Here is a 24,081-nt window from a genome sequence, read left to right as displayed (position 1 = left end):
ATTCGACCTCCGTTAGATATCAAGTTTTCTTGTACCTAACCATTGTACCATTGCGGGATCGCGATGAGAGAAGAACAGGCTCTGATTCGTATCTAACGCAGCAATTGACTCCATATCCTCCTGGTGTAGTTCAAAATCAAAGATGTTGATGTTCTCGGCCATTCTATCTTTACGAACAGACTTTGGAATGACAACGACATCCCTTTGGACCAGCCAACGCAGGACCACTTGAGCGACGGATTTATTATGCTTCTCGGCTATGGCTGCCAGTTCCGCGTTCTGGAACAAGTTATTTTTTCCTTCGGCAAAAGGTGCCCAGGATTCGATCTGAACATGATGCTCTTTCATGAAGGCTGCGCTGTCCTGTTGTTGATTGAACGGATGCGTCTCAACCTGGTTTACGGCAGGAGCGACTTCATTATGCAGCATCAAATCGAGCAGACGATCCATGTGGAAATTGCTAACGCCGATGGCACGAACTTTTCCTTCACGATAGAGTTCCTCCATAGCGCGCCATGAGCCATACACATCGCCGTACGGCTGATGAATTAAATACAAATCCAAGTACTCTACTTGCAATCTCTTGAGCGACCTGTCGAACGCTTTCTTCGTGCGTTCGTAGCCGGTATCCTGAACCCACAGCTTCGTAGTGATGAATATTTCCTCTCTTGCCACGCCGCTCCGCTTAATCCCTTTGCCGACGGCTTCTTCATTCTGATAGGAGGCAGCTGTATCAATCATCCGATAGCCTGCCATAATAGCGTCATACACGCTTTGTTCACACTCGGTTGGATCTGCAATCTGAAAAACACCAAAACCAAGTATAGGCATCTCAACACCGTTGTTTAAGATCACGTTGTGCATAAATAATCCTCCCGTGTAGAAGCTCGTTTTCATTAGTATGTAACAGATGGATTTGAGTTCGTTATCCCATTCGTCTCGAATCTTTGCCTAATCCTCTCAGCACCACTTATGCGGCCAACGAAGATGGACTATAATCGAGCTATAGAAATGTCCGACCGGGGGGATCCAATGTCTGAAATGATGACTTTACAACAAAATGAACTCGTTACTATCATTGAGCGCCACGCCGTAACAGATGGCGTTCATCCGACTGCTGTTCCGTCACTGTATTTCATGCGTCTCTCGCATGCATTTGAGTCGAAGCATGGCGTTTATAAGCCATCTTTATGTATGGTGGTGCAAGGAGCGAAGGAAGTATATCTTGCACATGATCTCTACCGATATTCTCCTTCCGATTACCTGGTTGTATCCGTCCATTTGCCCGTGACCACCCAAGTAACCGAAGCCGCTCCGGATGCTCCCTATTTGGGCTTCAAGCTTGAGTTCACACCGAGCCAAATCTTAGAGGTTCTACGTGAGTCGGATGTTCATGTACTGCCAATAGAAAATCCGAAGAGAGCTATAGTTGTCAGTCAGATGGAAACGTCATTGATGGATGCGATCATCAGGTTAGCCCGTTTAGTGGATCGTCCCCAAGATATCCCCGTTCTGGCTCCATTATTTACGAAGGAGATCATCTACAAAGTACTTCAAGGAGAGAACGGCGGGATGCTGGGGCAAATTGCTATGGAAGGCAGCTCAACCCTACAAATTAAAGCGGTTATTGATCAGATTATGAACCAATATGATCGTGCTTTCCGGATTGAGGAGCTTGCGGAAATCGCGAATATGAGTATTTCATCGTTCCATCGGCATTTCAAAGAAGTAACCGCCCTGAGCCCGATTCAATTTCAGAAACATCTCAGGCTTCAAGAAGCCCGCCGACTCCTGTTAACCGAATCGGAAGATGCTACTGACGTGGCATTTCGAGTGGGCTACGAGAGCCCCTCGCAATTCAGCCGCGAATACTCCCGCATGTTCGGTTTTCCTCCAAGACAAGATATTAAACGTCTGAAAACATAAATGGGCATAAATCGAGACCTTCCATGTGATGATGGAAGGTTTTTCTGTGATGAAGTTGACTCCAAGGTGAAAGGATTAGGCAAGGATTCGAGACGAATGGGATAACGGTCGGTAGCTCATTGCTTCATAATAAGTAGAGGTTAACGGGATAATGAAGGAGGATCACTTCGCCTTGTACACACGACTCAGAAATTTACATGCAATCAAGGGATATGGTTTATTCGTCATTTGTGTGCTGATGGTCGGCATTGGGATATCCATAACGCTGCCATACTTAGCGCTGTATTGTACGGAAGAATTGGGTATGAGCGCGGGATTATTCGGCGTGTTGACGGCGGTAAGTTCATTAAGCGGCGTGGTAGCGAATTCGTTTATCGGTAAACATTCGGATCAAAGGCTGGACCGCAAATGGATTATCATCTTTGCCGCGGTTTCATCTGCTCTGGGGTACTCGTCCTACTTACTGTTCGATAACTATATGATTCTGCTTATTATCGTTAGTTTCTTCAGTGGCTTGGGGGCAGCTGCGATGCCGCAAATGTATGCTTACGCTCAGGAATCGGCCAATGAGAGCAGCTTCGACGATAAGACTTTTGCAATGTCTACGTTACGTTCGCTGGTATCACTGGGATTCCTGATTGGACCCTTAGTCGGAACTGTAATTTTAGGCGTTGTCGGATATAAAGGACTCTTCCTGGGGACATCGACCATTTTCTTTGCAATTGCTTCATTAGTGTTTCTCTTTCTGCCGAATAAGAGCGTCATTTCCCCTAAGAGATCCCATGCAGACGCAGCTCCGCTTGGCCGCAGGCAGCTCTGGATTCCGCTCCTTGCTTTCATTTTACTATTTGCGGTTAATGCCATAAATGGGATTGTTACACCATTGTTTATCGTAAACGAGCTACATGGCACTCATGCAAATGTGGGAGTAGTCGTAAGCATTTGTGCGGGCTTGGAGATTCCCATCATGCTTGCGCTTGGCGCATTGGGGAGTAAGATTTCGAACCATTCCTTAATGATTATCGCCTGCTTTATTGCAATCCTGTACTACAGCATATTGAGTGTTTCTAACGATACCTGGCAGCTCATTGCGGCACAGCTATTACAAGCGTCATTCGTGGCTATCGTAATGGGCAACGGACTAAGCTATTTCTCGGAGCTGCTTCCGAATTCACCGGGAATGTCCACTACTTTGTATTACAACGGGTCCATTCTGGGAAGGCTGCTCGGAAATTTAGGCGGCGGAATCATTGCTCAGTATGCTGGGTTTCGCGACGTATACTTGGTCTGTCTGGCCGTATTGATTGTCTCGCTCTTTATCTTAATGAGAAGCCGGAGAAGTTTGGTGTAACGCTGTTCGCAAATATGTAATAATGTTACAGTTTAACTCCTAATGTGATAATATCGGATAAATGCAGCCGGAGCACAATTGGAGTAAACTACATGTGATGAATCCCAAATTTCAGGGAAGTGGTGAATAAGATGGAATATGTGAAACTTGGCAATACGGGACTCGATGTTTCTCGGCTTTGTCTTGGTTGTATGAGCTTTGGCGTTGCTGAGCGATGGACGCATCCGTGGATTCTTGATGAAGAGAACAGTCGTCCCATTATTAAGAAAGCGCTCGAGCTTGGTATTAATTTCTTCGATACGGCGAATGTTTATGCAGATGGAACAAGCGAGGAAATTGTGGGACGGGCACTTAAGGAATATGCCAATCGCGATGAAATTGTGCTGGCGACGAAGGTTCATTTTCGCATGCATGAAGGACCCAATGGTGCCGGACTTTCGCGCAAGGCTATTATGAGTGAAATTGATAAGAGTCTGAAGCGATTGGGAACCGACTATGTGGACCTGTACCAGATTCACCGTTGGGACTACAATACGCCTATTGAAGAGACGATGGAAGCTCTGCATGACGTTGTAAAAGCGGGAAAGGCAAGATACATCGGAGCTTCTGCGATGTATGCCTGGCAATTTCTTAAGGCGTTACATGTAGCGGAGACCAACCGATGGACCCGGTTTGTGTCGATGCAGAATCATTTGAACCTTCTGTACCGTGAAGAGGAGCGGGAGATGCTGCCGCTTTGCAGAGCAGAGAAAATCGGTGTCATTCCGTATAGCCCGCTTGCATCAGGACGATTGACGCGTGATTGGTCGGAAACGACTCATCGCTCCGAAACCGATCAAGTTCAGAAATGGAAATACGATGCAACTGCAGATGCAGATCGATTGATAGTCGATCGCGTTGCGGCAATTGCAGAACAACGAGGCGTACCTCGTGCACAGATCGCACTGGCCTGGTTATTGCAGAAACAGCCGGTAGCTGCACCGATTATCGGAGCAACGAAGTTAGCTCATCTCGAAGATCCGGTAGCCGCTCTGTCAATTGTGCTGACAAGTGAAGAAATCGCTTCGCTGGAGGAGCCGTATGTTCCCCATCCGGTGGTAGGCGCAGTTTAGGAATTCGATCGATCTTCGACACGAAAAGGAGCCGCAGCGGGCTCCTTTTTTTGCAACCCATGATATTTATTTAAATCGCCGGCTTTGGAGAGATTTGGCTTTGTTATTTGATAGGAAGAAATGGTTAAACTAATAAAGGTATGAGTCCTGTTAGTTTTTACCTCTAACGGCCAGCATAGTGGAATAAAGGATATGTTAGGTGTAATTGGTACACGAATTTGTAAAGGATTATTGGTCCCAATTATTTTAATCTCTAAATAATAGTGATACACTAGGAGAGAGAAAAATGACCGGAAAAGATGTGTGATAAGGTTTTACCCTGGCTTGCTGTGGCGCTTTAGCAGGAACGCTCACATCCTTTCTGCAAATCGTAGAGTAGAAGGACGGTAAACATGAGCAACAGACAAACGAATACAGACGTTATCTTAATCGGTGCCGGAATCATGAGTGCTACCTTAGGTTCGCTGCTTAAAGAATTGATGCCGGATTGGAACATTACGGTGCTCGAGCGACGCGCAACCGCTGGTGAGGAAAGCTCAAACGAATGGAATAATGCAGGAACAGGACATTCTTCACTTTGCGAACTTAACTACACTGTCGAGAAACCGGACGGGTCCATAGATATCAGCAAAGCTATTAAAGTGAATGAAGAATACCAGCTTTCGAGACAGTTCTGGTCTTATCTGGTGAACAGCAATTTGATTCGTAATCCACAGGACTTTATCGTACCCGTGCCTCATATGAGTTTTGTTCAAGGGGAACAAGACGTAAACTTTCTGAGGAAACGGTTTAAAGCATTGGAGCACAATCCACTGTTTGACGGGATGGAATATTCCGAAGATCCGGCGAAGCTGAAGGAATGGATTCCGCTGATGATGAAAGACCGGAATGTCAATCAACCTATCGCAGCTACAAGAATCGAATCGGGTACAGATGTTAACTTTGGCGCTTTAACGCGCATCTTGTTTAATCACCTGAAGAGCGAGAACGTCGATATTAAATTCAACCATAACGTGGATGATATCAAACGTGCGTCAGACGGCACTTGGGAGCTGAAAGTGCGCGATGTTGAGTCCGGTAAGGTAGAACGTCAATCAGCGAAGTTCGTCTTCATCGGCGGTGGCGGCGGAAGTCTGCATTTGCTGCAGAAATCCGGTATTCCGGAAGGAAAAGGGATTGGCGGATTCCCGGTAAGCGGACTCTTCATGGTGTGTCAGAACCCGGAAGTCGTCGCGCAGCATCGCGCGAAAGTCTACGGACAAGCTCCGGTCGGCGCGCCTCCGATGTCGGTTCCGCATCTGGATACACGGGTCATCGAGAAGAAAGAGTCTCTGTTCTTCGGACCGTTTGCCGGGTTCTCACCGAAGTTCTTGAAATTCGGTTCGATGTTCGATTTGTCGTCTTCCGTTAAAGGGCATAACCTCGTTACCATGATGGCAGCTGGCGTGAAGAACGTTTCCTTGACCACCTACCTGATTAAGCAAGTTATGCTATCCAAAGAAAAACGCATGGAAGCATTGCGGGAATTCGTTCCGAATGCAAACAGCGCGGATTGGGAATTACTAGTAGCAGGCCAGCGCGTACAAATTATTAAAGATACTGCGGCCGGCAAAGGAACGCTTCAATTCGGTACGGAAGTAATCAGCGCCGCTGACGGCTCCATTGCAGCATTGCTTGGTGCATCTCCGGGTGCTTCCACGGCAGTCTCCGTTATGCTTGAAGTCATCAAGAAATGCTTCCCTACACATATCAACGAGTGGGAGCCGAAGATCAAAGAAATGATTCCTTCTTACGGCGTGTCCCTGCTGAAGAACCCGGAGTTGATCCGTCAACATCAGCTTTCAACAGCGCGGGCGCTTGGACTGAGCGAGAAGGTATCGCTGCAGGCAACGCACTAAAAGGATAGATATGAAGCAGCCGAGATAGTTCGGCTGCTTTTTTCATTAGTATTCGCGGTTAGTGAAATGCGAGTGGCTGCAGTGGAATGCAGAGCTGAGTGTAAATAAGAAATTGCAGAAGAGCATCTTTCTCTTTTTTAGGATATAAATGTAAAGTATCATTGCCTATATGAATGGTAATTTACATCCACTATCACAGTGGTGCTCCCGGAGGTATATATGATCGAGCGAAATTCTACTTACCATATTGAGAAGGCAGTGCTGGGTTACACAGATGAGCTGGCTCGTTTACAGGTACAAGTATTGATGGGGTGGGAGAAAGAGTTTCGTAACTTGCAATGGTTTGGCTTACGGGACGGAATGCGGATACTGGAAGTGGGCAGCGGCCCTGGTTTCTATACGGAACAGCTAGTCGGACAGTTGCCCCACAGTGTAATTACCGCTTTGGAGGTTGACCCGGCACTCTTGAACGAAGCCCGTAATCGAATAGATCCACAATTTGCAACGCAATTGGAGTTTGTCCGTGCCTCTGTCTATGATACTGGGCTGCCGGACAATTCCTATGATTTCGTTATTGCAAGACTGCTCTTCCTCCATTTGAAAGATCCACTGGCAGCGGCCAGAGAAATCTCTCGTGTGCTGAAGCCGGGGGGAAAGCTTGCCATCATTGATGTCGATGATGGGATATTTGGCGCGCTGCATCCCAACTTACCTATGCTGCCGTCCGTATTGCAGAAGGTTGCAGACTATGTGGCTTCCAATGGCGGGAATCGGTTGATCGGCAGAAGCCTGCCGAGGCTATTGAAACAAGCCGATTTTACGGATGTGGATATGGATTCGATTCTCCAGCATAGCGATCTACTTGGTATAGACGGCTTCCGGTATCAGTTTGATAGCAGACGATTCATGGGTTTGTACCAGAATGGCGTTATTACTCAGGAAGAACTGGACCACATGAAACATGCCTCTGAGAAGCTGAATACTTCGTCTGAGGCTTATGCTATGCTGAACTTTGTGATGGCTTGCGGCACCAAGGCGCGTATCTAGTTTCATTCCACTTAGGAGGCAACGAATGATGATTACGTTCAAACAAATGAAACTCGAAGATGCAACGTCCATACGAGACATTGACCGTTCGGAAACCATCCATGTGATCTATACATGCAAGGACGGCACGCTTGATGAGATTAGATCGGAACATGAATGTCCCAATTGGGGAGAAGACGATTACTTAGCAATCATTTCTCGCTATGAATATGAACTTCTAAGCGGCGGAGCAGCATTTGGCGCGTATGATCAAGATAAACTCGTTGGATTCGGTGTCTTAGCTCATCCATTCAGAGGTCCGGACAACAAGCAGCTGCAGGTCGATCTGATGTATGTTACACGGAACTACCGGAGGCAAGGCATCGGCAGGCGTATCTTGGATTTACTAAGTAATGAAGCCATCGCAAGAGGGGCCGAGTTTCTCTATATATCATCGACCGAAACGGAGTCCGCGGTAAAGTTCTATTCCAGCTGCGGCTCGCTTCTTACGTTAGAGGTGGATAAGGAACTGTTTGAAAAAGAACCTCATGATATCCATATGGTTAAGAAGCTTTAGCACTCATAATCGCGAGCAAGGGGAATTCTAATGGAGGCTGCCGGACGGTTGTTGGCGGCCTTTTTATTTTCGGTAAAACAACATAAATAGTGTGTTTAACGATTTAAATTTATTGCAAAACGATAAATTATGTGATAAATTCAAGTGGAGAATAACGAAAATGAGGTGCATGTCATGGAACGAGGTTCAACCCTCTTCTTAAAGGTAACTGTTTTTCTGATTGGCATTCCGGTTCTGGCTATGTGCATATTTGTAATCCCTGAGATCGCGAATTATCTTGCAGAATTATATCCGGATCATACGTATCTGAAATATTTTGTGTGTATTGATCTGTATGCAACGGTGATTCCCTTCTATATTGCGCTGTATCAAGCTTTCAAACTTTTAGGTTACATTGACAAGAACGAGGCTTTCTCGGATTTCGCTGTTACTGCTTTGAAGAATATCAAAACTTGCGCGCTCGTGATCAGTGCCTTGTTTGTACTAGGTATGCCTCTTTTCTACCTCTTGGCAGAGAGAGACGATTCCCCGGGTGTTATTCTAATCGGGCTGGTGTTTATCTTTGCTTCGCTCGTCATTGCGGTCTTCGCGGCGGTTCTTCAGAAGCTGCTGAGAAATGCCATAGATATCAAATCAGAAAACGACCTAACGGTCTGAGGTGAATAACATGGCGATCATTATTAATATCGATGTGATGTTGGCGAAGCGAAAAATGAGCGTAACGGAGCTTTCGGAGAGGGTCGGAATTACGATGGCGAACCTGTCCATTTTGAAGAACGGGAAGGCTAAAGCGATTCGGATCTCCACATTAGAGGCGATTTGTAAAGCGTTGGATTGTCAGCCGGGAGATGTCTTAGAATACAAAATGGACGAATAATGAGAAGAGTGTTGCTGCAGCTCGTTCGTTTCGGCTGGGAGCAGGCATGGTCTTGTCTGTTTCCCGTTGTGATTTTCGCTTCGCTGGCTTTAACGCAGCTTATTCAGATTCCTTGGCTTCCGAGATACGACTTGCTGCTGCTCATTTGCCTTACGATGCAGTGGTGGATGGTTCGTTCCGGTCTTGAATCACGTGATGAGCTTAAGGTCATTACTTTGTTTCACATCATAGGCTTGTCACTTGAAATCTTCAAGGTGCATATGGGTTCATGGTCGTACCCCGGGGAGGGGTACACGAAGGTGTTTGGCGTTCCGTTATACAGTGGCTTTATGTATGCCAGTGTTGCGAGTTATCTCTGCCAGGCTTGGCGGCGGATGGATGTTGAGCTGGTTAGATGGCCGCCGTTCCCGGTGGTGGTGCTGCTAGCTGCTATGATTTATTTGAACTTCTTCACCCATCATTATTGGATCGATGCTCGTTGGTGGTTGTCAGCACTCGTTCTCATCGTATTTTGGCGGACTTGGGTCACCTTCATGGTTGGCGGTACAAGATACCGAATGCCGCTTGCGCCTTCATTCCTGTTAATTGGATTCTTTATCTGGATCGCCGAGAATGTCGCCACTTTCTTCGGAGCATGGGAATATCCGGATCAAGCCGATTCATGGCGGATCGTACATGTTGGTAAAGTGAGCTCATGGCTGCTGCTCGTCATTGTCAGTTTCCTGTTTGTGGCGACTTTGAAGCTGGTGAAAGAAAGGCAAGTCCCGGGTGGGACCAAATGATAGAAGGCCAGGTTGAGCATTCGCTCTTCCTGGCCTTTGTGTTAACGCCGGATGTATCTCCGTACCCCGATGCTCGCACCTACTGCATGCAGGTTTGGCCATCTCGTTGTATTGTAGTACATGCGAATATCAGCCGGTGCGTATTGGGACAAATGATAGAAATCCGGATAAATGAACCGATCCTCCAGGTAAGCTGATTTCGTTGCATCTTCGATGCGTCGTTTGTTAAGCGATGCAATGATGCCTTCTCCACTCTTGATGCCAATGCCGTGCCCGAAATACAGGTCGTCGCTAAGCTTCACGACATTCTCGCCTTGCCATTCCATTTTCTCCGGATTGACATCCGGGTTCTTGAAGTATAATACGTCACCGGGCTGCGATTGTTCGCTTGGAGCATCTTCACTGATTAGCCCGAGGTCGCTGTCTGCTTGCCAGGAGTGCAGGTATAGCCTCTGAAATAACCGATTAAACGGGCTTTCTCCGAGCGTATCCAGAACGGCTTTGTACAACACGATGATGATAGCCGTTGCACACTCGAAGCCGTATTTTTTCCCGTTCGAGAAAATATCTTGGATGGCGTCGGCCGGCATCACGTCCTCCTTGAGTTGAAATCCGCCTTCGTCCGTCAACGTCCAATACTTCTCATTGCAAAACGACTTCTTAAACGTAGCAAATCCAGCTGGGCTGCTCTGCAACTCCCTGGCTGCCGCGATAATATTCGACCGTAAGGTCGGTTCGAACTGCATGTCGCCTCTGCCTCCTCAACATTCTCCAAAATGCCTATTTCATTGTATGGGCAAAGGAGGCAATCGGTCTCCGGATTCAGAAGAAAATACAGCTCTGCGCCAGCTTTATTCGATATGATGGGAACCATCTTCCAACCTGTAACGGTTGATTGGATAAAGAACCAGTTCCAACCTGTAACGGTTGTCACAGTGCTTATATAGCCCATAAAACCCGTTTTCATTTTCTAACGGTTGCCAGCGAGCTTATTTGGGCATTTTTCGATTGAAATCAACCATTATGGAGGGAATAACGATGCTCACAACCGTTAAAATTTTAAAAGGTGTTCATTTCATGAAATAGCCACGCTGACAACCGTTACAGAATCAATTGGCATATGTTATTTTCGGCTGGCAGTGATGGCTCCGATAAGTTTTCCGAGCAGGCCGGTGGCAGGTGGTTCAGGATCCTTAATGCCCCAGGTTACGCCAAATAGGATTGGAGGAATAAACATCGGATCCATCCATTCGTAGGTGCCATCCTCGAGCAGATCTCCGATAAGCATGCCGGTACCCGGATCATGGCGCAAGGCCCACTTGCCGCTGTAAACGATCATGCGTTTCTTCTCGATGTAAGTCATCGCGGTTGCGTAATCGAAGGTTTTCGTACGCGAGCGGTCCGATAGATCAACCATCACTTGAAAATCGGCTTCTTTTTGCTGCCAGCTGCGTTCCGAATCCCACATCTCTATTAACTGGTAGCCAGCAAGGTCGGAATCCGCTATTGCTCTCTGCAATGTATCGCCAACGAACGGGTAACGTACAAGCCTGTTTCCTTCGTGGAACCGGACTCTCTGTATATTATGCTGTGCTACGATATGCTCGTGAAAAGCATAACGATCATAGCCGGTCAACGTGTCTCCGATCCGTTCCACCTTGCAGTTCGGAGCATCAATGCCATTCACGAGATTGAGGACATGAACAAAATAATAGGTATCACCCTCATGCTCCACCGGCAGAAATTCGGCTTCTTCGGGACGAAGATGGCGCTGAAACAGCTTCATAGCCTTCTCAGTCACAAGCAGAGCGCCGTTATGTCGCTTCAGGAAATCAGAAGGTTTATCTTTCGGGTATCGCTTCAGCTTCGGTGGAATCCAGGTAGCGAGCATAGGTTCACCGTCGAAGACGAGGCGTTCATGATCCTCCATATGCTCGAATTCCCAGCGGGCATAGGAAGGATGGTAGTCTAGCAGCCATAGTTTCATTGTGGAATGGTTCTCCTTCTCACGAATAGGGGTTGGGTGGCGTTCACCTATAATCTACCATCTTATCCGAGGTTGCGTAAATCTATTAATAATAAGTAAATTAGCCTGTCATCATGCGACAGTTTTATTTTTTGCTGTGCGTTCTATAGGGAGCTGAGGGTCGCAGTTTCGAACTCTCGGATCAGTTTTGCGGTGATTTCGACGCTGAAAGTCTGATTATTGAACTCTCAGCGTCCATCGGCAGCGCAAGGAGCTTGTTTCAGAGCTGAGAGTTGCATTTTTGAACTCTCGATTTATTTCTGCAGCGTTTTTATCGCTGAGAGATTGATTTTCGAACTCTCGGCTTCCATGGATCGCACCATTAAGCCAATTCTCGGGCAAAATTGTTCCAGTATGTGGTATATTCAAGCAGGGTGAATAGCATAAGCGTAGGCAATTCAGTACTATTAATTTATATGAAGGAAGTCCAGCATGTATAAGTTAAAAGATATGATCATAGGTATCATCATTTCAGCATTGCTTGCCATTGCTCTTATCATATTTATAAAGTACAGCTCGAGCTCTGTTGACGACAATTCAGATGGTTCTGTTACTCAAACGGTTACTTGAATAAGCTTCACGTTGTCAGCCTACTTCTTTACAATGCTATATATTTTTATCTTATTCATGATCATAAGTACGACGATCAGGGTGTTGAGAAAGAAGTGGCGCTCATCGTGAATGGTTATGTTAACGGGAATTAGGCACATATGGAGGAAGACAATTAATTAATATTCGGGGGATCTAGGTATGCCATCATACAAATTTGAGTTAAATCCAAAGGAACTTCTCCGATTACTGTTCTATAAAAAGATCTGTCCGGATTGCATGAGAAAGTTGATGAAAAATAATGAAAAAACCTTTCTCGAAAGAGGTTGGTACAACATGAACGGAACTCATATGTATGGAAACCAATATCATCTGAAGTTTCGGTACTACTGTGGAAATTGTTCTAAAGACATACAATTGCTTGATCTGAGACATAGAAGATTTTTTAATGACAAGTAGTATTGAACTAAACCTGAATAAGGAGTGTAATTGACTGCATGAATGAAATGATAGCTACAATTATGTCTCTATGTGAACAACTCAATGACAAAGAAAAAACATCAATTACCAATGCCCTTTCCAGGCATTTTGAGAAGCAATTACACCTTTCAATTACAGAATTCTCAACATGTAATGAAGATGAACTAATAATAATTAGGAACGTAATAAACGGAGTTATTCTAACTAAAAATCATGTACCTGACATTGTTGAAGCTTATGAACGATTAAAGGAAACTGATGTGCCTCGAAAAGTTTCCTTTGGTCGGACCGAAGAGTAAGCGAGGAACGATAGCTGAATGATATACATAGATTTGAAAAACAACCTTAGCTCGGCGGTTCGCCGGACTAAGGTTATCTTCATGTCTCAGGCCTTGCTGTTCATAAAGATTCTCGTCGTCTTAGGGTAGGCACTGAACTGCTTCAATACACTGAAATGGTTATAACAAGGATTCATACTGCTTTGATAAGTTTATTAAACTTGACTGAAGGATAACCATAATTGCGCTAACGGAGAACAATAGTTCAATTACGAAAATGATTGAACTATCGGGGAACTATAATTCAATTATCCCCACTATGAAACTACATTTGAAATTTATTGAAATGAGGAAATAAAATGTCTAGCATCCCTTCATATAGGGAATTCATACTCCCATTCCTTCAGATATTAAATGATCGAAAACTCTACAATACAGATGAATAATAGATGATTTAGTTATTTTGTTTCGGCTATCAGAGCAAGATCTGAAGGAAATGGTGAAATGCGGAAGACAATATACTTATAGAAATCGAATAATTAATGCAAGAACTTCCCTACTGAGGAATGGATGTATTCAATACGATAGAGAAAATAACTTACTAATTACTGATAAAGGAAGTCAGTTTTTAATAAGTCAGACATCTTTGGACTAACGGGAGACGATAGCTGAATAAACAACCAATTCAATGCTGGCGTCTATGACAGAAGACAACACAATGAATGGATAGTTGAAGTTTCAAAAAGATCATATTTTACTCACAGAATAGAAAAATCTTTGACCGTTTCTCTTTATAGAGGACGGTCTCTTTAATTCTTTATGGTTACAAGCTGCCGGCACGAACGGCGGCTTCTTACGTTAACGGGCAGGAAAACGGGATTATTACGAAGAAATTAGAGGAATAAATTTCAAATGGTAGTTAATTCTACCGTTAATTGAATCTCCCAAATCCTGCAATTTCAACTAATGCTTGATAGGTTGTCATTCGCGGGTGTGCTATGCTGATTCCGACATTGCACTTCACGATGTTGCACGATTAATTATTACTACCATAAGGGGGATTTAGAGTGTCAACTGAGAAAGGAACGGTGTATTCCGCTTGGTCAAACATCAATTATGCTATGCGGTTGCACTGGCGGGCAAGGCCACTCACGCTGATTTGTTGTGTCATCTCGGTGCTAGTTGGTGTTGGTCTGCCATTTGTAAGTATCCTTATGCCCAAAATTGTCATCGACCATATTACAGCAGGTGTCACGCCAGGCAGGTTTATATTGTCAGTTGGCGCTATGGCGCTTCTTCTGGCCTTGCTGAGCAGTGCGAAGAGCTATGCCGATCTCATTACCAATGAATCTGTCGGTACAATCAGCATATTGAAACACCTTCAAACTACGATGCATAAGCATCTGCATATGGATTTCGAGGTGCTAGAGAGTCCCGGATACGCCAAGCTGGGGGAAAAAGCATGGCGTGCCATGCAAAGTAACCACTCCCCCGCCTCCAATGTACCGCGCAACATTTCACAGCTTGTTATGAACGTATTAGGCTTTCTTACATACGGGATGGTTATTGTAACGGTACATCCTCTAATTATTCTCTTTCTAGCTGTTTCAGCCGGAATCAATTGGCTTGCGCTCTCACGTGCCCGTAAGATTGAGATGGACACACGCGAGGAGCGGTCCAAGCTTCATGGGAAGCTGTGGTATATCCAGAAAGTATCGAAAGAGCCGTCAGGCGGCAAGGATATACGCCTATATGATCTAGGCAGTTTAATCAACGGTATCTTTCAAAATGTACTCGCTACAAGCAACAAGAAAGAACGGGAGGTAGCGACAGGTGATATGAAGGCTCAACTGTCGGATGCAGCGCTCAGCCTCCTGCGTGACGGTGCAGCATACGCGTTTCTCATTTATTTGCTCATAAACGACAAGATGACCTTAGGCAATTTCGTGCTCGTGTTTGCCGCCATTGGCGCGTTCGCTGGTTGGTTATCGGGCATATTGAGAAGCTCAAGCGAGCTTATGCGTGCTTTAAGCGAGATGTCAGATATTCGCGTTTATCTTGACGTCCCAGATATTACCAATACCAGCACTGGCGATGAACTGCCGTCCGGAGAAATGCTGCCTCCCGCGATTACGCTTCGAAACGTAGGATATACATATCCGGAGGCAAACGGATCGACCCTTACCGGCATAGATCTTGATATTAAGCCTGGGGAGCGCATTGCCATTGTCGGGGGAAACGGGGCAGGCAAGACGACGTTTATCAAGCTCTTATGCGGGCTCTATAAGCCGACAACCGGCGAGATTACGCTCGGAGGCGTCGATATAACTCGTTATAACAGAGATGAATTCTTTGCGCTTTTCTCGACGGTGTTTCAAGATATCCATCTGTTCTGCTGTGATATTGCCGGAAATATATCTCAACAATCGCCGGAGAAGACAGATTACGAGAAGGTGAAGAAATGTCTGGAAATGTCCGGTCTTATGGATAAAGTAAACGGGCTTGAGAAAAGGGAGTCGACGCTTCTTGTACGCCGCGTACACAACGATGCCATTGAACTCTCAGGCGGCGAGCAGCAGAAGCTGGCGCTGGCGCGCGCACTTTATAAAGACGCGCCGGTTATTATTCTGGATGAGCCGACTGCTGCGCTTGATCCTATCGCGGAGAGCGAAATCTATCAGCGTTACGCCGAGCTGACTGCCGGTAAAACCTCCATTTACATTTCCCACAGACTGGCAAGCACGCGTTTCTGCGACAGAATTCTGTTCATTGACGGCGGAGGCATCGCCGAGTGCGGGTCGCACGATGAGCTTATGAGACATGGCGGGAAATATGCGGAGATGTTTAACGTTCAGTCCCACTACTACAAGGACGGGGAGGTTTCCGAGAATGAAGACGCGCTCCATCTGGCATAACCTGCGCCGGGGATACGGGATTGTTAATCGCCTTACGCCGACCTATATTCCACTTACTTTCGTCTCTTCTTTTATTAAAGCTGTACAGCCGTTAATGATCCTTTTCCTGTCTGCACAGATCATTAACGAGTTGGCCGGCGCGCGCGACACTAGTCGCATTATCCTGTACGCCGCACTTGCAGTAGGGCTTGCATTTGTTTTGTCAGCTGCAAATGCCGTGGTCTCTCGCCGGATTACGACTTTAAACAGTACCTTGTGGGCACGTTTCTACTTCTTCCTAGGCAATCGGTACATGCAGATTAATTACGATCAAGTGGAAGATACGATGAATAATGAAATGTTAGCGGATATTGAAGCGAAGACAAACGGCAACGGACTTGGCATTCTTCGCTTGCACTACAGTTTGCCGGAACTGCTGCAGCCCTTTTTTGAACTTATCGTGTCTATCGTACTGTTCTTCGGCATGTTTACAGCGGCTGCTTCCTACGAGAAGACGTTCATAACATCACCGTTTGCCACCGTTTTGCTGATCATTCTTATCCTGCTTATCCTTCCCTTCACCTATGTTCTCAAGAAAAGGGAGGAGAGGATCCAGAAAACGGTGTTTGAGGAAAATCCGAAAGCAAACACTTATGTCCATTTCTTTAACGAGTATATGCAGGTAAAGAATGCGGCCAAGGATATTCGCCTCTATAAACAGGCTTCAGCAATCGAGGACCATTACAATAAATCAGTGGGAGCGGAGTTCTGGTACAGAATTTTCGACTTAATCGGTAAGAACAACGCATTGGCAGCGGCCGTGAACGCCGTCTTAGGCGGCTGCGTCTATCTCTTTATCGGTCTGCGTGCGTTATATGGCATGTATCCTTTAGGCAGCGTGGTTCAGTATATCGGCGCGGTTTCCGGCGCTGTTAACGCGCTGGCCAAGCTTGTCTCGGTTCTGGGCAACTTTATTACAAACAATCAGTATCTCGAACGAAGCTTCGATTATCTTGACCTGCCGGACAACATGCGAGAGAGCAAAGGAAGCAGACAAATCCCGCAAGGGGATCTGGAGTTTGAGTTCCGTGACGTGTCGTTTAAGTATCCCGGTGCCGATAACTATGCCATTAAGCAGCTTAGCATGACTTTTAATATCGGCCAGCGGGTTGCTGTTGTGGGGTTGAATGGCAGCGGCAAGACGACTATGATTAAGCTCCTTTGCCGGCTTTATGAACCAACAGAGGGTGTAATCACTTTAAACGGCATCGATATTAGGGAGTACGACTATTCGGCCTATATGGGCGTTTTCAGCGTCGTGTTTCAAGATTTTAAGCTCTATTCCTTCTCACTCGGCCATAACGTTGCTGCTTCCGAGAGCTATGACGCAGAATTGGCGGAGGAATCACTCCTTATGGCAGGGTTTGGCTCGAAGTTAAACCAAATGCCGGGAGGGCTAAATACCTTCTTGCATAAGGACTTTTCGGATGACGGTGTTGAAATTTCAGGAGGCGAAGCGCAGAAGGTCGCTCTGGCAAGGGCACTGTATAAGAATGCGCCTTTTGTGGTACTTGACGAGCCAACGGCGGCACTGGACCCCATTGCGGAGTTCGAGATCTATTCCCGTTTCAATGAGTTAATAAGCAACAAGACAGCAATCTTCGTCTCCCATCGGCTCTCGTCCTGTAAGTTCTGTCACGACATCGCCGTGTTTCACGAGGGTCGTCTAATCCAACGCAGTTCCCATGACAAACTCATAACCGACCGGGATGGGAAATACGCTGAACTGTGGAATGCACAGGCACAGTATTATGTCGGTTCGTGATTACTGTTACCGAATATCTGCATAACCGTTTATAGGCCACCATGCTGGTGGTCAGATTGTAGTGAAACCCGCCGTTTTTTAAAACGGCGGGTTTCTCAGGCTGCCCGAGAAGTCTCGGTTTCGGTGGGAATAAAGTTTAACGGTTGTCAGCGTGGCTATTTCATGAAAATAAGGCTTTTTGAAAGGCTAACGGTTGTGACAGACGTTATTTACAGCATATGGGGCTATTCCTAGTGGAAAATGTTCAAATAAGCTCGCTGGCAACCGTTAGAAAATAAAATAGGCGAATTTATGCCCAATAACCACTGTGACAACCGTTAGAGCCGGAAGCGACAAAGCATGCGCTCATCGCAGAGGGTTTCGACAGCCTGGCCACCATGCTGGTGGTCTTTTTTTATACAGATGGCTGTTTTTGTTCACTGGCAGGAAAGTTTATCACCTCGCAGAATTTGTAAATTAGCGAAGATTGGGGGCAAGTTGTTGAAACTTTCAAGATTATTGTTGCTTCTTATTGTGCTACTAACTTTAGGTGCAATAACCTATTTTACGTATCCATTGAAAATTCAAAAAATACTACCCGCGACTGATAATATTCAAACTATTCAAGTGACCTATATTACGGGTGGACAGTTTCTCGAATATGAATTTAGAAATAAGCAAGAATTAATGGAAAATAAAAATGAGTTGGTTAGCATTCTGGATTCCACTTCTTATCGAAGAAGAGTTACTAGTTTTAAAGGCGGTGCTGCTGATGTCATTATGATTAATATTATTTATAGAGATAAGGACGGTGATACTAGAAATTATATGGTTGATTATCGCGAATCCGGAACTTTTATGATTGATAATAAAGAATACCAAATATACGGAAAGTCTAAGATAACATTCGATAAACTTGTAGTATGGTTACAAAAAGAAGGAACTTTGTTGAAGGCTTCATGAGTAATGACTAAGGAAGCATTGGCTTTATACAACCCGTACCGGCTATCAGGAAGGAAGTAAAATAATGAATAGCACCTATATTGTAAATCAGCTATCAGAAAGGCATTTTCAAGATTTAATGAACTTATACAATGAAGCTTCATGGACAAAGGCAAGAACGAGTGAAGAAGTTCGATTGATGATTGATAACTCGTATATATTTGGTTTATGTGATTCTGAATCAGATCAACTAATAGGATTTACGAGAGTTGTGACTGACTACGTCTTCCGAGCAACTATCTATGATGTTATCGTTTTGAAACAATTTCAAGGTGAAGGATTTGGAAGGTTGCTAATCGAAGCGGTAGTTAATAGTGCATTAATAAGGGGAATCGAACGAGTTGATTTATTTTGCGCAGATAATAAAGTGATATTCTACGAAAAATGGGGATTTAAACAAGTTCCAATAACCACCAATTACATGAGTTTAATTAAGTGAGTAAAAGCAGCTGCAAAATTTAGAAATGAGTAGCAGGAAAATTGTGATGTTCCTCCGAGATACGCAAATACCGAGTAGAGCCTACGTAAGCCTTCAGTTCCTTATCGAAAATAGCATAAGGAAATTGCTCACCTCGCTCCCGGCCTTCAATTGCCTTAGGAATTGCCAATAATATTTTATAAATCTTTTGTTAGATTTCATAGTCGAATGGCATCAACGATAGTAGTAGCAAAAAGGAGGAATAGAACTTGGATAATGACATCATGAAATTTAAGGAAGTTCGGAACAATTCTATAGCCTTTATAGAAGGGATAAATCCAGACTTCGCCCTTATTGTTCCAGATGGATTCAATAACAATATTTGGATATTTCCGAAACTACAACAAGAGTATAGGGCTCCTCTCCACTATCATAATATATTCCGAAAGGGGACGAGCCCTAAAACATGGGAGGTTGACCCTCCGACTTTTTTTGAATTAATACCTGTATTCAAGAAACAACTACTCGAGATTCCGGAAGCATGCTTTGGTAATCTAGATAGAAAACTTCCTCGAAAAAAACTCTTAAGTGACTACCTTGTTAGATGTATCAAGGAAGAAACTCATCATTTTCTAAGGATGGTAAAAATTTATGATTCGATAACAAGAGAATACGAAGCGGGCTAACGAGGAAATAAAGTGGAAAGCAATGCCATTCTAGAAACAAGAGGTGGCTTCATGCAAGAAAAGCAATCCGAAGTAAACAGACTGGCTTGGAATACAAAGGCATATGATGCTTGGATGACTCACTTTGGTACTCCGATCGAACAGGCAGAGAAACTAAGAAGAGATCCAAAACATCCACTTCGCAGATGGTTAAAGTATCCTTGCCCCTCAGTATTTAAGCGAAAGAAATATTAGTATTAAGCCAGTGCTATTATGGTAAAAAAAGCAACTTAACTAGGAAGGAATATAGACGTGATGCAGAGGATTAAATTTATGTATAGACAATTCTTGAGGGAACCACTGTGGTTTAAAATTCTAATTTCTTCAACTTTACTTATTACAATTATATTTAGTAGTTCTTTTTTTTCGGATAATGCGTATTATCAAAGCTGTGCCAAATTAGCTGCTGCTATCTTTTTTTGTGCGTATGGCATCAAAATGCGGAGGAATCTTCAACTTTCTGTAATCTTCTATGCAGTAGCAGTTATATGTATTTATCTATCATGGCACAATTTCGAACTCGCAAATCACTAAACTATCGGAGATCGATAATTTAGAATAATCATGGGGCAGCTTGCGATCCGCAGCTGCTCTTATTTATTGCGTTAAAGGGCGAAAAAGCGTAATTTAACGAATGGTTTTATTATTCATTTCCTTCGTAAATAATTAGTGTGAAGGAGATGAGTTTCTGATGAATCGATTCTTAATAATCACATTGCTGCTTTTATTTATTACGGGCTGCGGATATGTGAGAATAGCAACCGCAACATTCCCTAATTTTGAAAATGAATATGGAACTTATATCGATGAGAGTTCCTTTAAAGGTGAGACCCTAGAATGCATACACGTTATAAATCTCCATGTGAAGTATCAGAATGAGCGTAACAATGCTGCTCATGATGAGCTGTTTACAACCAATTTTATCAAGTACCATGGAAAGAGTCATTACACGTCCAGTGACGTAACATATTTATCTGCTACGCTAAGATCAATTAACAAGAATGAGTATGGTCAGTATTTTGCAATTGTCTCAGAAAAGACTGACCTTCCAGGGATAAATGGAGAAGCATCTGATGCTTTTTATGTGCTGAAGATGGAGAATGGAAAGTGGCTTATTGACTCATGGGATTAAAGTAATGGACATGATTGTTCAACCCTGAAATCCCCTGTATTATCCAATCGCAATCGCTGATATGATGGCTTAGTACCGCACTGACAGGAGGAGACATTTTATTATTCGATATGTAATCGTTGCAGCAATAAGTCTAGCAATAATATTAATTGCAGTTAATCTTCCCCCTAAGAAAACAGAAGTGTCAGAGGACTTGCCTGCTCTTCCTCATAAGAAAGCAGAAGTGTCTGACGACTTGGATCCTAAGATTGGTGCTTATAAGGAAAAGTACGATGCGGGTATGTACGATGTAATCAAAGAAGTATATCCTAACAATGCTGACTTTGATAAAGCTGGTTTTTACTGGTTGAACAGCATAAATAGGGAGAATATCCACTATGAGTTTGTGTTTGAAGTAAATAATGCACAGACTAAAAAGCTGTCTGCTAAGTTGAAAGATTACTTCAAGGGTAAAGAAGTTGTAATCAAGAAAACTCAGGTATTATTAAAAAAAGAACTCGAACAAAAGCAACAAGAGATCCATGCTAAGGTAAGTGTTAAACACAAGGACGTAGCTACCGACATCAATCAATATGAACAGATTGTAGTAAAAGCTGATCTATCGGATGCTGAAAAACATGAACTTATTGCCGAATACGGTGAGGGCAGTATAGAATTCCAAAAAGCAGTTCACGCAAGTATGTTTTAGACCATCTTGGACACTGACCTACAGGAGGAGGCAATCCATGCTTGATATTGAAAGAATAAAAAAGGTTATTCCTCATCGATATCCATTTCTATTGGTTGATAGAATCTTAGAAATAGATGAGGGCAAGAAAGCGGTTGGAATCAAAAATGTGACAATCAATGAACCTTATTACTTGGTCATTTTCCCGACTATCCAGTTATGCCTGGAGTCTTGATTGTCGAAGCATTGGCGCAGGTCGGTGGTATCGTTATGTCCAAAGGAGAAAGCAGTCAAACAATAGGCTTATTGACCGGTATCGATAATTGTCGATTCAGACAGCAAGTTAAACCAGGAGACCAACTCCTCCTTACGTTTGAAGTAACGCGAATCAAGGGACAGATAGTCAAAGGAAAAGGCCTTGCCATGGTTAACAATGAAATGGTTTGTGAAGCAGAAATCATGTTTGCATTCAGTTCGATTTAGGTTTAAGCTATCTGGGATTTCGGAGCACGGCACTTCTGGGAGGATGAAAGTTACAATGAAGGAATCCTTAGTTAGTTTGGCAGCACAAATTGCAGGCGATTTTCTCCAGGAGCAGGTAATAGCTTCTTATCAGATAATAGATAAAGGCATCACAAATCAGGTTTACGTAGTCGAAATGAAGACGCATAAAGTTGTTGTTCGTATGAACAATGAAGACGCATTCCCAAGCTTTATTAAAGAGAAATGGTGTATTGAGCAAGCAGTCGAAGCAGGAGTACCGGGTCCTGAGGTGTTGTCCGTTGGCATAGTTGATGAGAGCGCATATATGATGCAAGTCTTTATTGAGGGAGAGAGCGGGGTTGACACTACTTTACCCAAGTCTAATGTTTGGAGAAAACTGGGTGAATATGCCAAGCTTATTCATTCTATTCCAGTGAAAGGATACGGGGAGAATCTGATTGATCCCATCCATGGTGAGTTTCAGTCACCGCCTCATGCTGGATCAGACGGTAGTTGGCAAGGGTATGTACAGCACAATATTAATAGTTTGACTGAGCAGGATCGCTTGATTGAGCTTGGAGTAATCACTAACCTGGAGTCGAAGAAAATAATAGAATGGTTTGAAGTTATGAAGAATAAACCGTTCCAATTCGGCTTAAACCACGGAGATCTCTCTTTAAAGAATACCATTGTCAATCAGGCAAACCAAGTTGTATTGCTGGATTGGAATGCGAAAGTAAGTGTGGTACCTCATGCGACTGTTGCTCAATTAATGCACTACCAGATTCTAGGGCTGGAAGAGAGCCCAAATGCCGAAGAATTCGAAGCGTTTATAGACGGGTATGGAATGAGTGGAAAAGACCTTTCTGACATCAGGCATTATTTGTTATTAAGGGCTTTCGATAACCTCAGATGGGCTATTAATCGTAGGCCTGATCTGATTGAACCGTTTGCTGCATTCGCGAAACAAGTAGTAGATATTAGTATGAATGCAGCAAAGCATGATGTGTGACCACACGAATGGAATATTGGCAGAATATGATTGTGTAAAGGCGGATGCAGCGTGTGATCGTGTGATGTCAGCCTAAAATAGAGGGAAGTGATGGAGTGGAGCAGAGTTTGAACCTGCATGCCAGCCGCATGCGGTCGCGTTCCCGTCAATTCCGGCATTTTATCAAGAAGCTCGGCTGCAAAAGAGGCCAAACCTTACATTTTACGCTCGTCCACGATACGATGGCCCGCAAGCCAACACTACCCACCTCGCAGAGCAAGACGAGGGCGATGACGCTGCATAAGCCATTGAATCAGCTAGAGAGCCGGCTGTCCCGGATTACGCTGCTGACTCCCGCAAAGCGTACCGTTCCGCTGCTCCGCAAAAACAAGGAAGGTTATGCGGTGTTCATGACCGTGAATTATCGGGAGCAGGCCCGAGGCCGTTTCAAGGAGGTTCGCGCTCACTTCATCGACGTCGACCTCAACAAGATCTCCGAATTGTTGGATACGAGAGAAGAGGCGGAGCGCCGCATGCAGGAGCTGAAAACGGACCGGCTGGAACAGATCGAATCCATTAGCGTGACACCCACCAAGCAAGGGCTTTATCAGCTGCTCGGACAGCGAGGCAAGCGAAGAGTGCGGCAGCTCAAACAGAAGTTTCTTGCCAAGCACCGAAAGCTCATTCGCGGTGCAATGATCGTCGAAACCAAGAACGGCTACCACATCTACTGGGCAATCCGTCAAGGCTCGATTGGCTGGTTTGTTCCCATTCAGCGAGCACTGGCCCGTAAGTTCAACTCCGATCCCAAAATCACAGACCTCGCTCGCGTCATGCGCGTTCCCGGTTTCTACCACCGGAAGAACCCGGCAAGTCCTTACCTCGTTAGCGTGAAAAGCTGGGGGAGGAAACAACCCTTCACGCAGGCTGAGCTCATTCGGAGCTTAGCATTATCCTTATAAGCCCTGTACGATTCGTTAGAGTTATCAAGAGGGCTATGCACTGTCAGTTCGACGAATGGACAAAAAGGAAAGCGTTTGTAATGGCGCCACAGATCGGAGAACTGTGACGCCATTTTTTTGT

23 protein-coding genes and 1 pseudogene are annotated in these 24,081 nt (G+C 44.6%); 21 read left to right on the top strand and 3 right to left on the bottom strand.

Going from position 1 to position 24,081, the window contains the following annotated elements; genetic code table 11:
- Positions 1-12: 12 nt before the first annotated feature.
- Positions 13-864: an aldo/keto reductase gene (locus AC0YN4_RS29625; protein ID WP_475837481.1), complete on the bottom strand. Its 852-nt coding sequence runs from the start codon at positions 862-864 to the stop codon at positions 13-15.
- A 168-nt stretch (positions 865-1,032) separates the two neighbouring features.
- On the opposite strand from AC0YN4_RS29625, the gene AC0YN4_RS29620 reads away from it, so the two are divergent.
- The 9 genes from AC0YN4_RS29620 (at position 1,033) to AC0YN4_RS29580 (ending at position 9,549) form a co-directional block, all read left to right on the top strand.
- Entirely contained in the window at positions 1,033-1,926 is an 894-nt protein-coding gene (locus AC0YN4_RS29620) for an AraC family transcriptional regulator (RefSeq protein ID WP_475784535.1), read from the top strand.
- 172 nt (positions 1,927-2,098) lie between these two features.
- Positions 2,099-3,277 (top strand): sugar efflux transporter, encoded by a 1,179-nt coding sequence (locus tag AC0YN4_RS29615; RefSeq protein ID WP_475837480.1) that lies wholly within the window; start codon positions 2,099-2,101, stop codon positions 3,275-3,277.
- Positions 3,278-3,408: 131 nt separating this feature from the next.
- Positions 3,409-4,389 (top strand): aldo/keto reductase, encoded by a 981-nt coding sequence (locus tag AC0YN4_RS29610; RefSeq protein WP_475784533.1) that lies wholly within the window; start codon positions 3,409-3,411, stop codon positions 4,387-4,389.
- A gap of 392 nt (positions 4,390-4,781) precedes the next feature.
- On the top strand, positions 4,782-6,287 hold the full coding sequence (locus tag AC0YN4_RS29605) for a malate:quinone oxidoreductase (RefSeq protein WP_475837479.1): 1,506 nt from the start codon (positions 4,782-4,784) through the stop codon (positions 6,285-6,287).
- A 219-nt stretch (positions 6,288-6,506) separates the two neighbouring features.
- Positions 6,507-7,334: a class I SAM-dependent methyltransferase gene (locus AC0YN4_RS29600; protein WP_475837478.1), complete on the top strand. Its 828-nt coding sequence runs from the start codon at positions 6,507-6,509 to the stop codon at positions 7,332-7,334.
- Positions 7,335-7,359: 25 nt separating this feature from the next.
- A complete protein-coding gene (locus AC0YN4_RS29595; protein ID WP_475837477.1) occupies positions 7,360-7,890 on the top strand; it encodes a GNAT family N-acetyltransferase in 531 nt (176 codons plus the stop codon).
- A gap of 174 nt (positions 7,891-8,064) precedes the next feature.
- The gene (locus AC0YN4_RS29590; protein WP_475837476.1) at positions 8,065-8,547 is read left to right on the top strand and encodes a DUF2975 domain-containing protein; all 483 of its coding nucleotides are present in this window, start codon (positions 8,065-8,067) and stop codon (positions 8,545-8,547) included.
- Positions 8,548-8,557: 10 nt separating this feature from the next.
- On the top strand, positions 8,558-8,767 hold the full coding sequence (locus AC0YN4_RS29585; RefSeq protein WP_091222640.1) for a helix-turn-helix domain-containing protein: 210 nt from the start codon (positions 8,558-8,560) through the stop codon (positions 8,765-8,767).
- Positions 8,767-9,549, top strand: coding sequence for a DUF817 domain-containing protein (locus AC0YN4_RS29580; RefSeq protein ID WP_475837475.1), 783 nt, complete (start codon positions 8,767-8,769; stop codon positions 9,547-9,549). The genes AC0YN4_RS29585 and AC0YN4_RS29580 overlap by 1 nt, the downstream gene beginning before the upstream one ends.
- A gap of 41 nt (positions 9,550-9,590) precedes the next feature.
- On the opposite strand, the gene AC0YN4_RS29575 is transcribed toward AC0YN4_RS29580, so the two are convergent.
- Positions 9,591-10,295: a protein-glutamine gamma-glutamyltransferase gene (locus tag AC0YN4_RS29575; RefSeq protein WP_475784527.1), complete on the bottom strand. Its 705-nt coding sequence runs from the start codon at positions 10,293-10,295 to the stop codon at positions 9,591-9,593.
- Positions 10,296-10,672: 377 nt separating this feature from the next.
- Positions 10,673-11,536 (bottom strand): imm11 family protein, encoded by an 864-nt coding sequence (locus AC0YN4_RS29570; RefSeq protein WP_475837474.1) that lies wholly within the window; start codon positions 11,534-11,536, stop codon positions 10,673-10,675.
- A 1,085-nt stretch (positions 11,537-12,621) separates the two neighbouring features.
- Here AC0YN4_RS29570 and AC0YN4_RS29565 point away from each other — a divergent pair.
- The 12 genes and pseudogenes from AC0YN4_RS29565 to AC0YN4_RS29510 all read left to right on the top strand — a co-directional run bounded on the left by AC0YN4_RS29565 (position 12,622) and on the right by AC0YN4_RS29510 (position 23,960).
- Positions 12,622-12,903 carry a hypothetical protein gene (locus AC0YN4_RS29565; RefSeq protein ID WP_475837473.1) on the top strand — a complete coding sequence of 94 codons (282 nt, stop codon included), beginning with the start codon at positions 12,622-12,624 and terminating at the stop codon, positions 12,901-12,903.
- 421 nt (positions 12,904-13,324) lie between these two features.
- On the top strand, positions 13,325-13,537 hold the full coding sequence (locus AC0YN4_RS29560) for a winged helix-turn-helix domain-containing protein (RefSeq protein WP_475837513.1): 213 nt from the start codon (positions 13,325-13,327) through the stop codon (positions 13,535-13,537).
- A gap of 412 nt (positions 13,538-13,949) precedes the next feature.
- Entirely contained in the window at positions 13,950-15,797 is a 1,848-nt protein-coding gene (locus tag AC0YN4_RS29555; RefSeq protein WP_475837472.1) for an ABC transporter ATP-binding protein, read from the top strand.
- Complete coding sequence (locus AC0YN4_RS29550) at positions 15,772-17,601, top strand: ABC transporter ATP-binding protein (RefSeq protein WP_475837471.1); 1,830 nt, start codon at positions 15,772-15,774, stop codon at positions 17,599-17,601. Before AC0YN4_RS29555 ends, AC0YN4_RS29550 begins: the two co-directional genes overlap by 26 nt.
- A 480-nt stretch (positions 17,602-18,081) precedes the next feature.
- Positions 18,082-18,543: a hypothetical protein gene (locus AC0YN4_RS29545; protein WP_475784521.1), complete on the top strand. Its 462-nt coding sequence runs from the start codon at positions 18,082-18,084 to the stop codon at positions 18,541-18,543.
- Positions 18,544-18,607: 64 nt separating this feature from the next.
- Positions 18,608-19,021, top strand: a complete 414-nt coding sequence (locus AC0YN4_RS29540; protein WP_475837470.1) for a GNAT family N-acetyltransferase — start codon at positions 18,608-18,610, stop codon at positions 19,019-19,021.
- Between the two features lie 248 nt (positions 19,022-19,269).
- The gene (locus tag AC0YN4_RS29535) at positions 19,270-19,686 is read left to right on the top strand and encodes a hypothetical protein (RefSeq protein WP_475837469.1); all 417 of its coding nucleotides are present in this window, start codon (positions 19,270-19,272) and stop codon (positions 19,684-19,686) included.
- A gap of 730 nt (positions 19,687-20,416) precedes the next feature.
- Positions 20,417-20,857, top strand: coding sequence for a hypothetical protein (locus tag AC0YN4_RS29530; protein ID WP_475837468.1), 441 nt, complete (start codon positions 20,417-20,419; stop codon positions 20,855-20,857).
- A 181-nt stretch (positions 20,858-21,038) separates the two neighbouring features.
- Positions 21,039-21,545 (top strand): hypothetical protein, encoded by a 507-nt coding sequence (locus AC0YN4_RS29525; RefSeq protein WP_475837467.1) that lies wholly within the window; start codon positions 21,039-21,041, stop codon positions 21,543-21,545.
- A 37-nt stretch (positions 21,546-21,582) separates the two neighbouring features.
- A pseudogene (gene fabZ / locus AC0YN4_RS29520) lies at positions 21,583-22,007 on the top strand (3-hydroxyacyl-ACP dehydratase FabZ).
- 55 nt (positions 22,008-22,062) lie between these two features.
- Complete coding sequence (locus tag AC0YN4_RS29515) at positions 22,063-23,019, top strand: phosphotransferase family protein (RefSeq protein WP_475784515.1); 957 nt, start codon at positions 22,063-22,065, stop codon at positions 23,017-23,019.
- Between the two features lie 95 nt (positions 23,020-23,114).
- The gene (locus AC0YN4_RS29510; protein WP_475837466.1) at positions 23,115-23,960 is read left to right on the top strand and encodes a DNA-primase RepB domain-containing protein; all 846 of its coding nucleotides are present in this window, start codon (positions 23,115-23,117) and stop codon (positions 23,958-23,960) included.
- The last annotated feature ends 121 nt before the right edge of the window (positions 23,961-24,081 follow it).

This window comes from Paenibacillus sp. J22R3, from assembly GCF_056269305.1.
The sequence above is the reverse complement of the archived record's forward strand: the minus strand, read 5'-3'. Positions and strand labels throughout refer to the sequence as shown.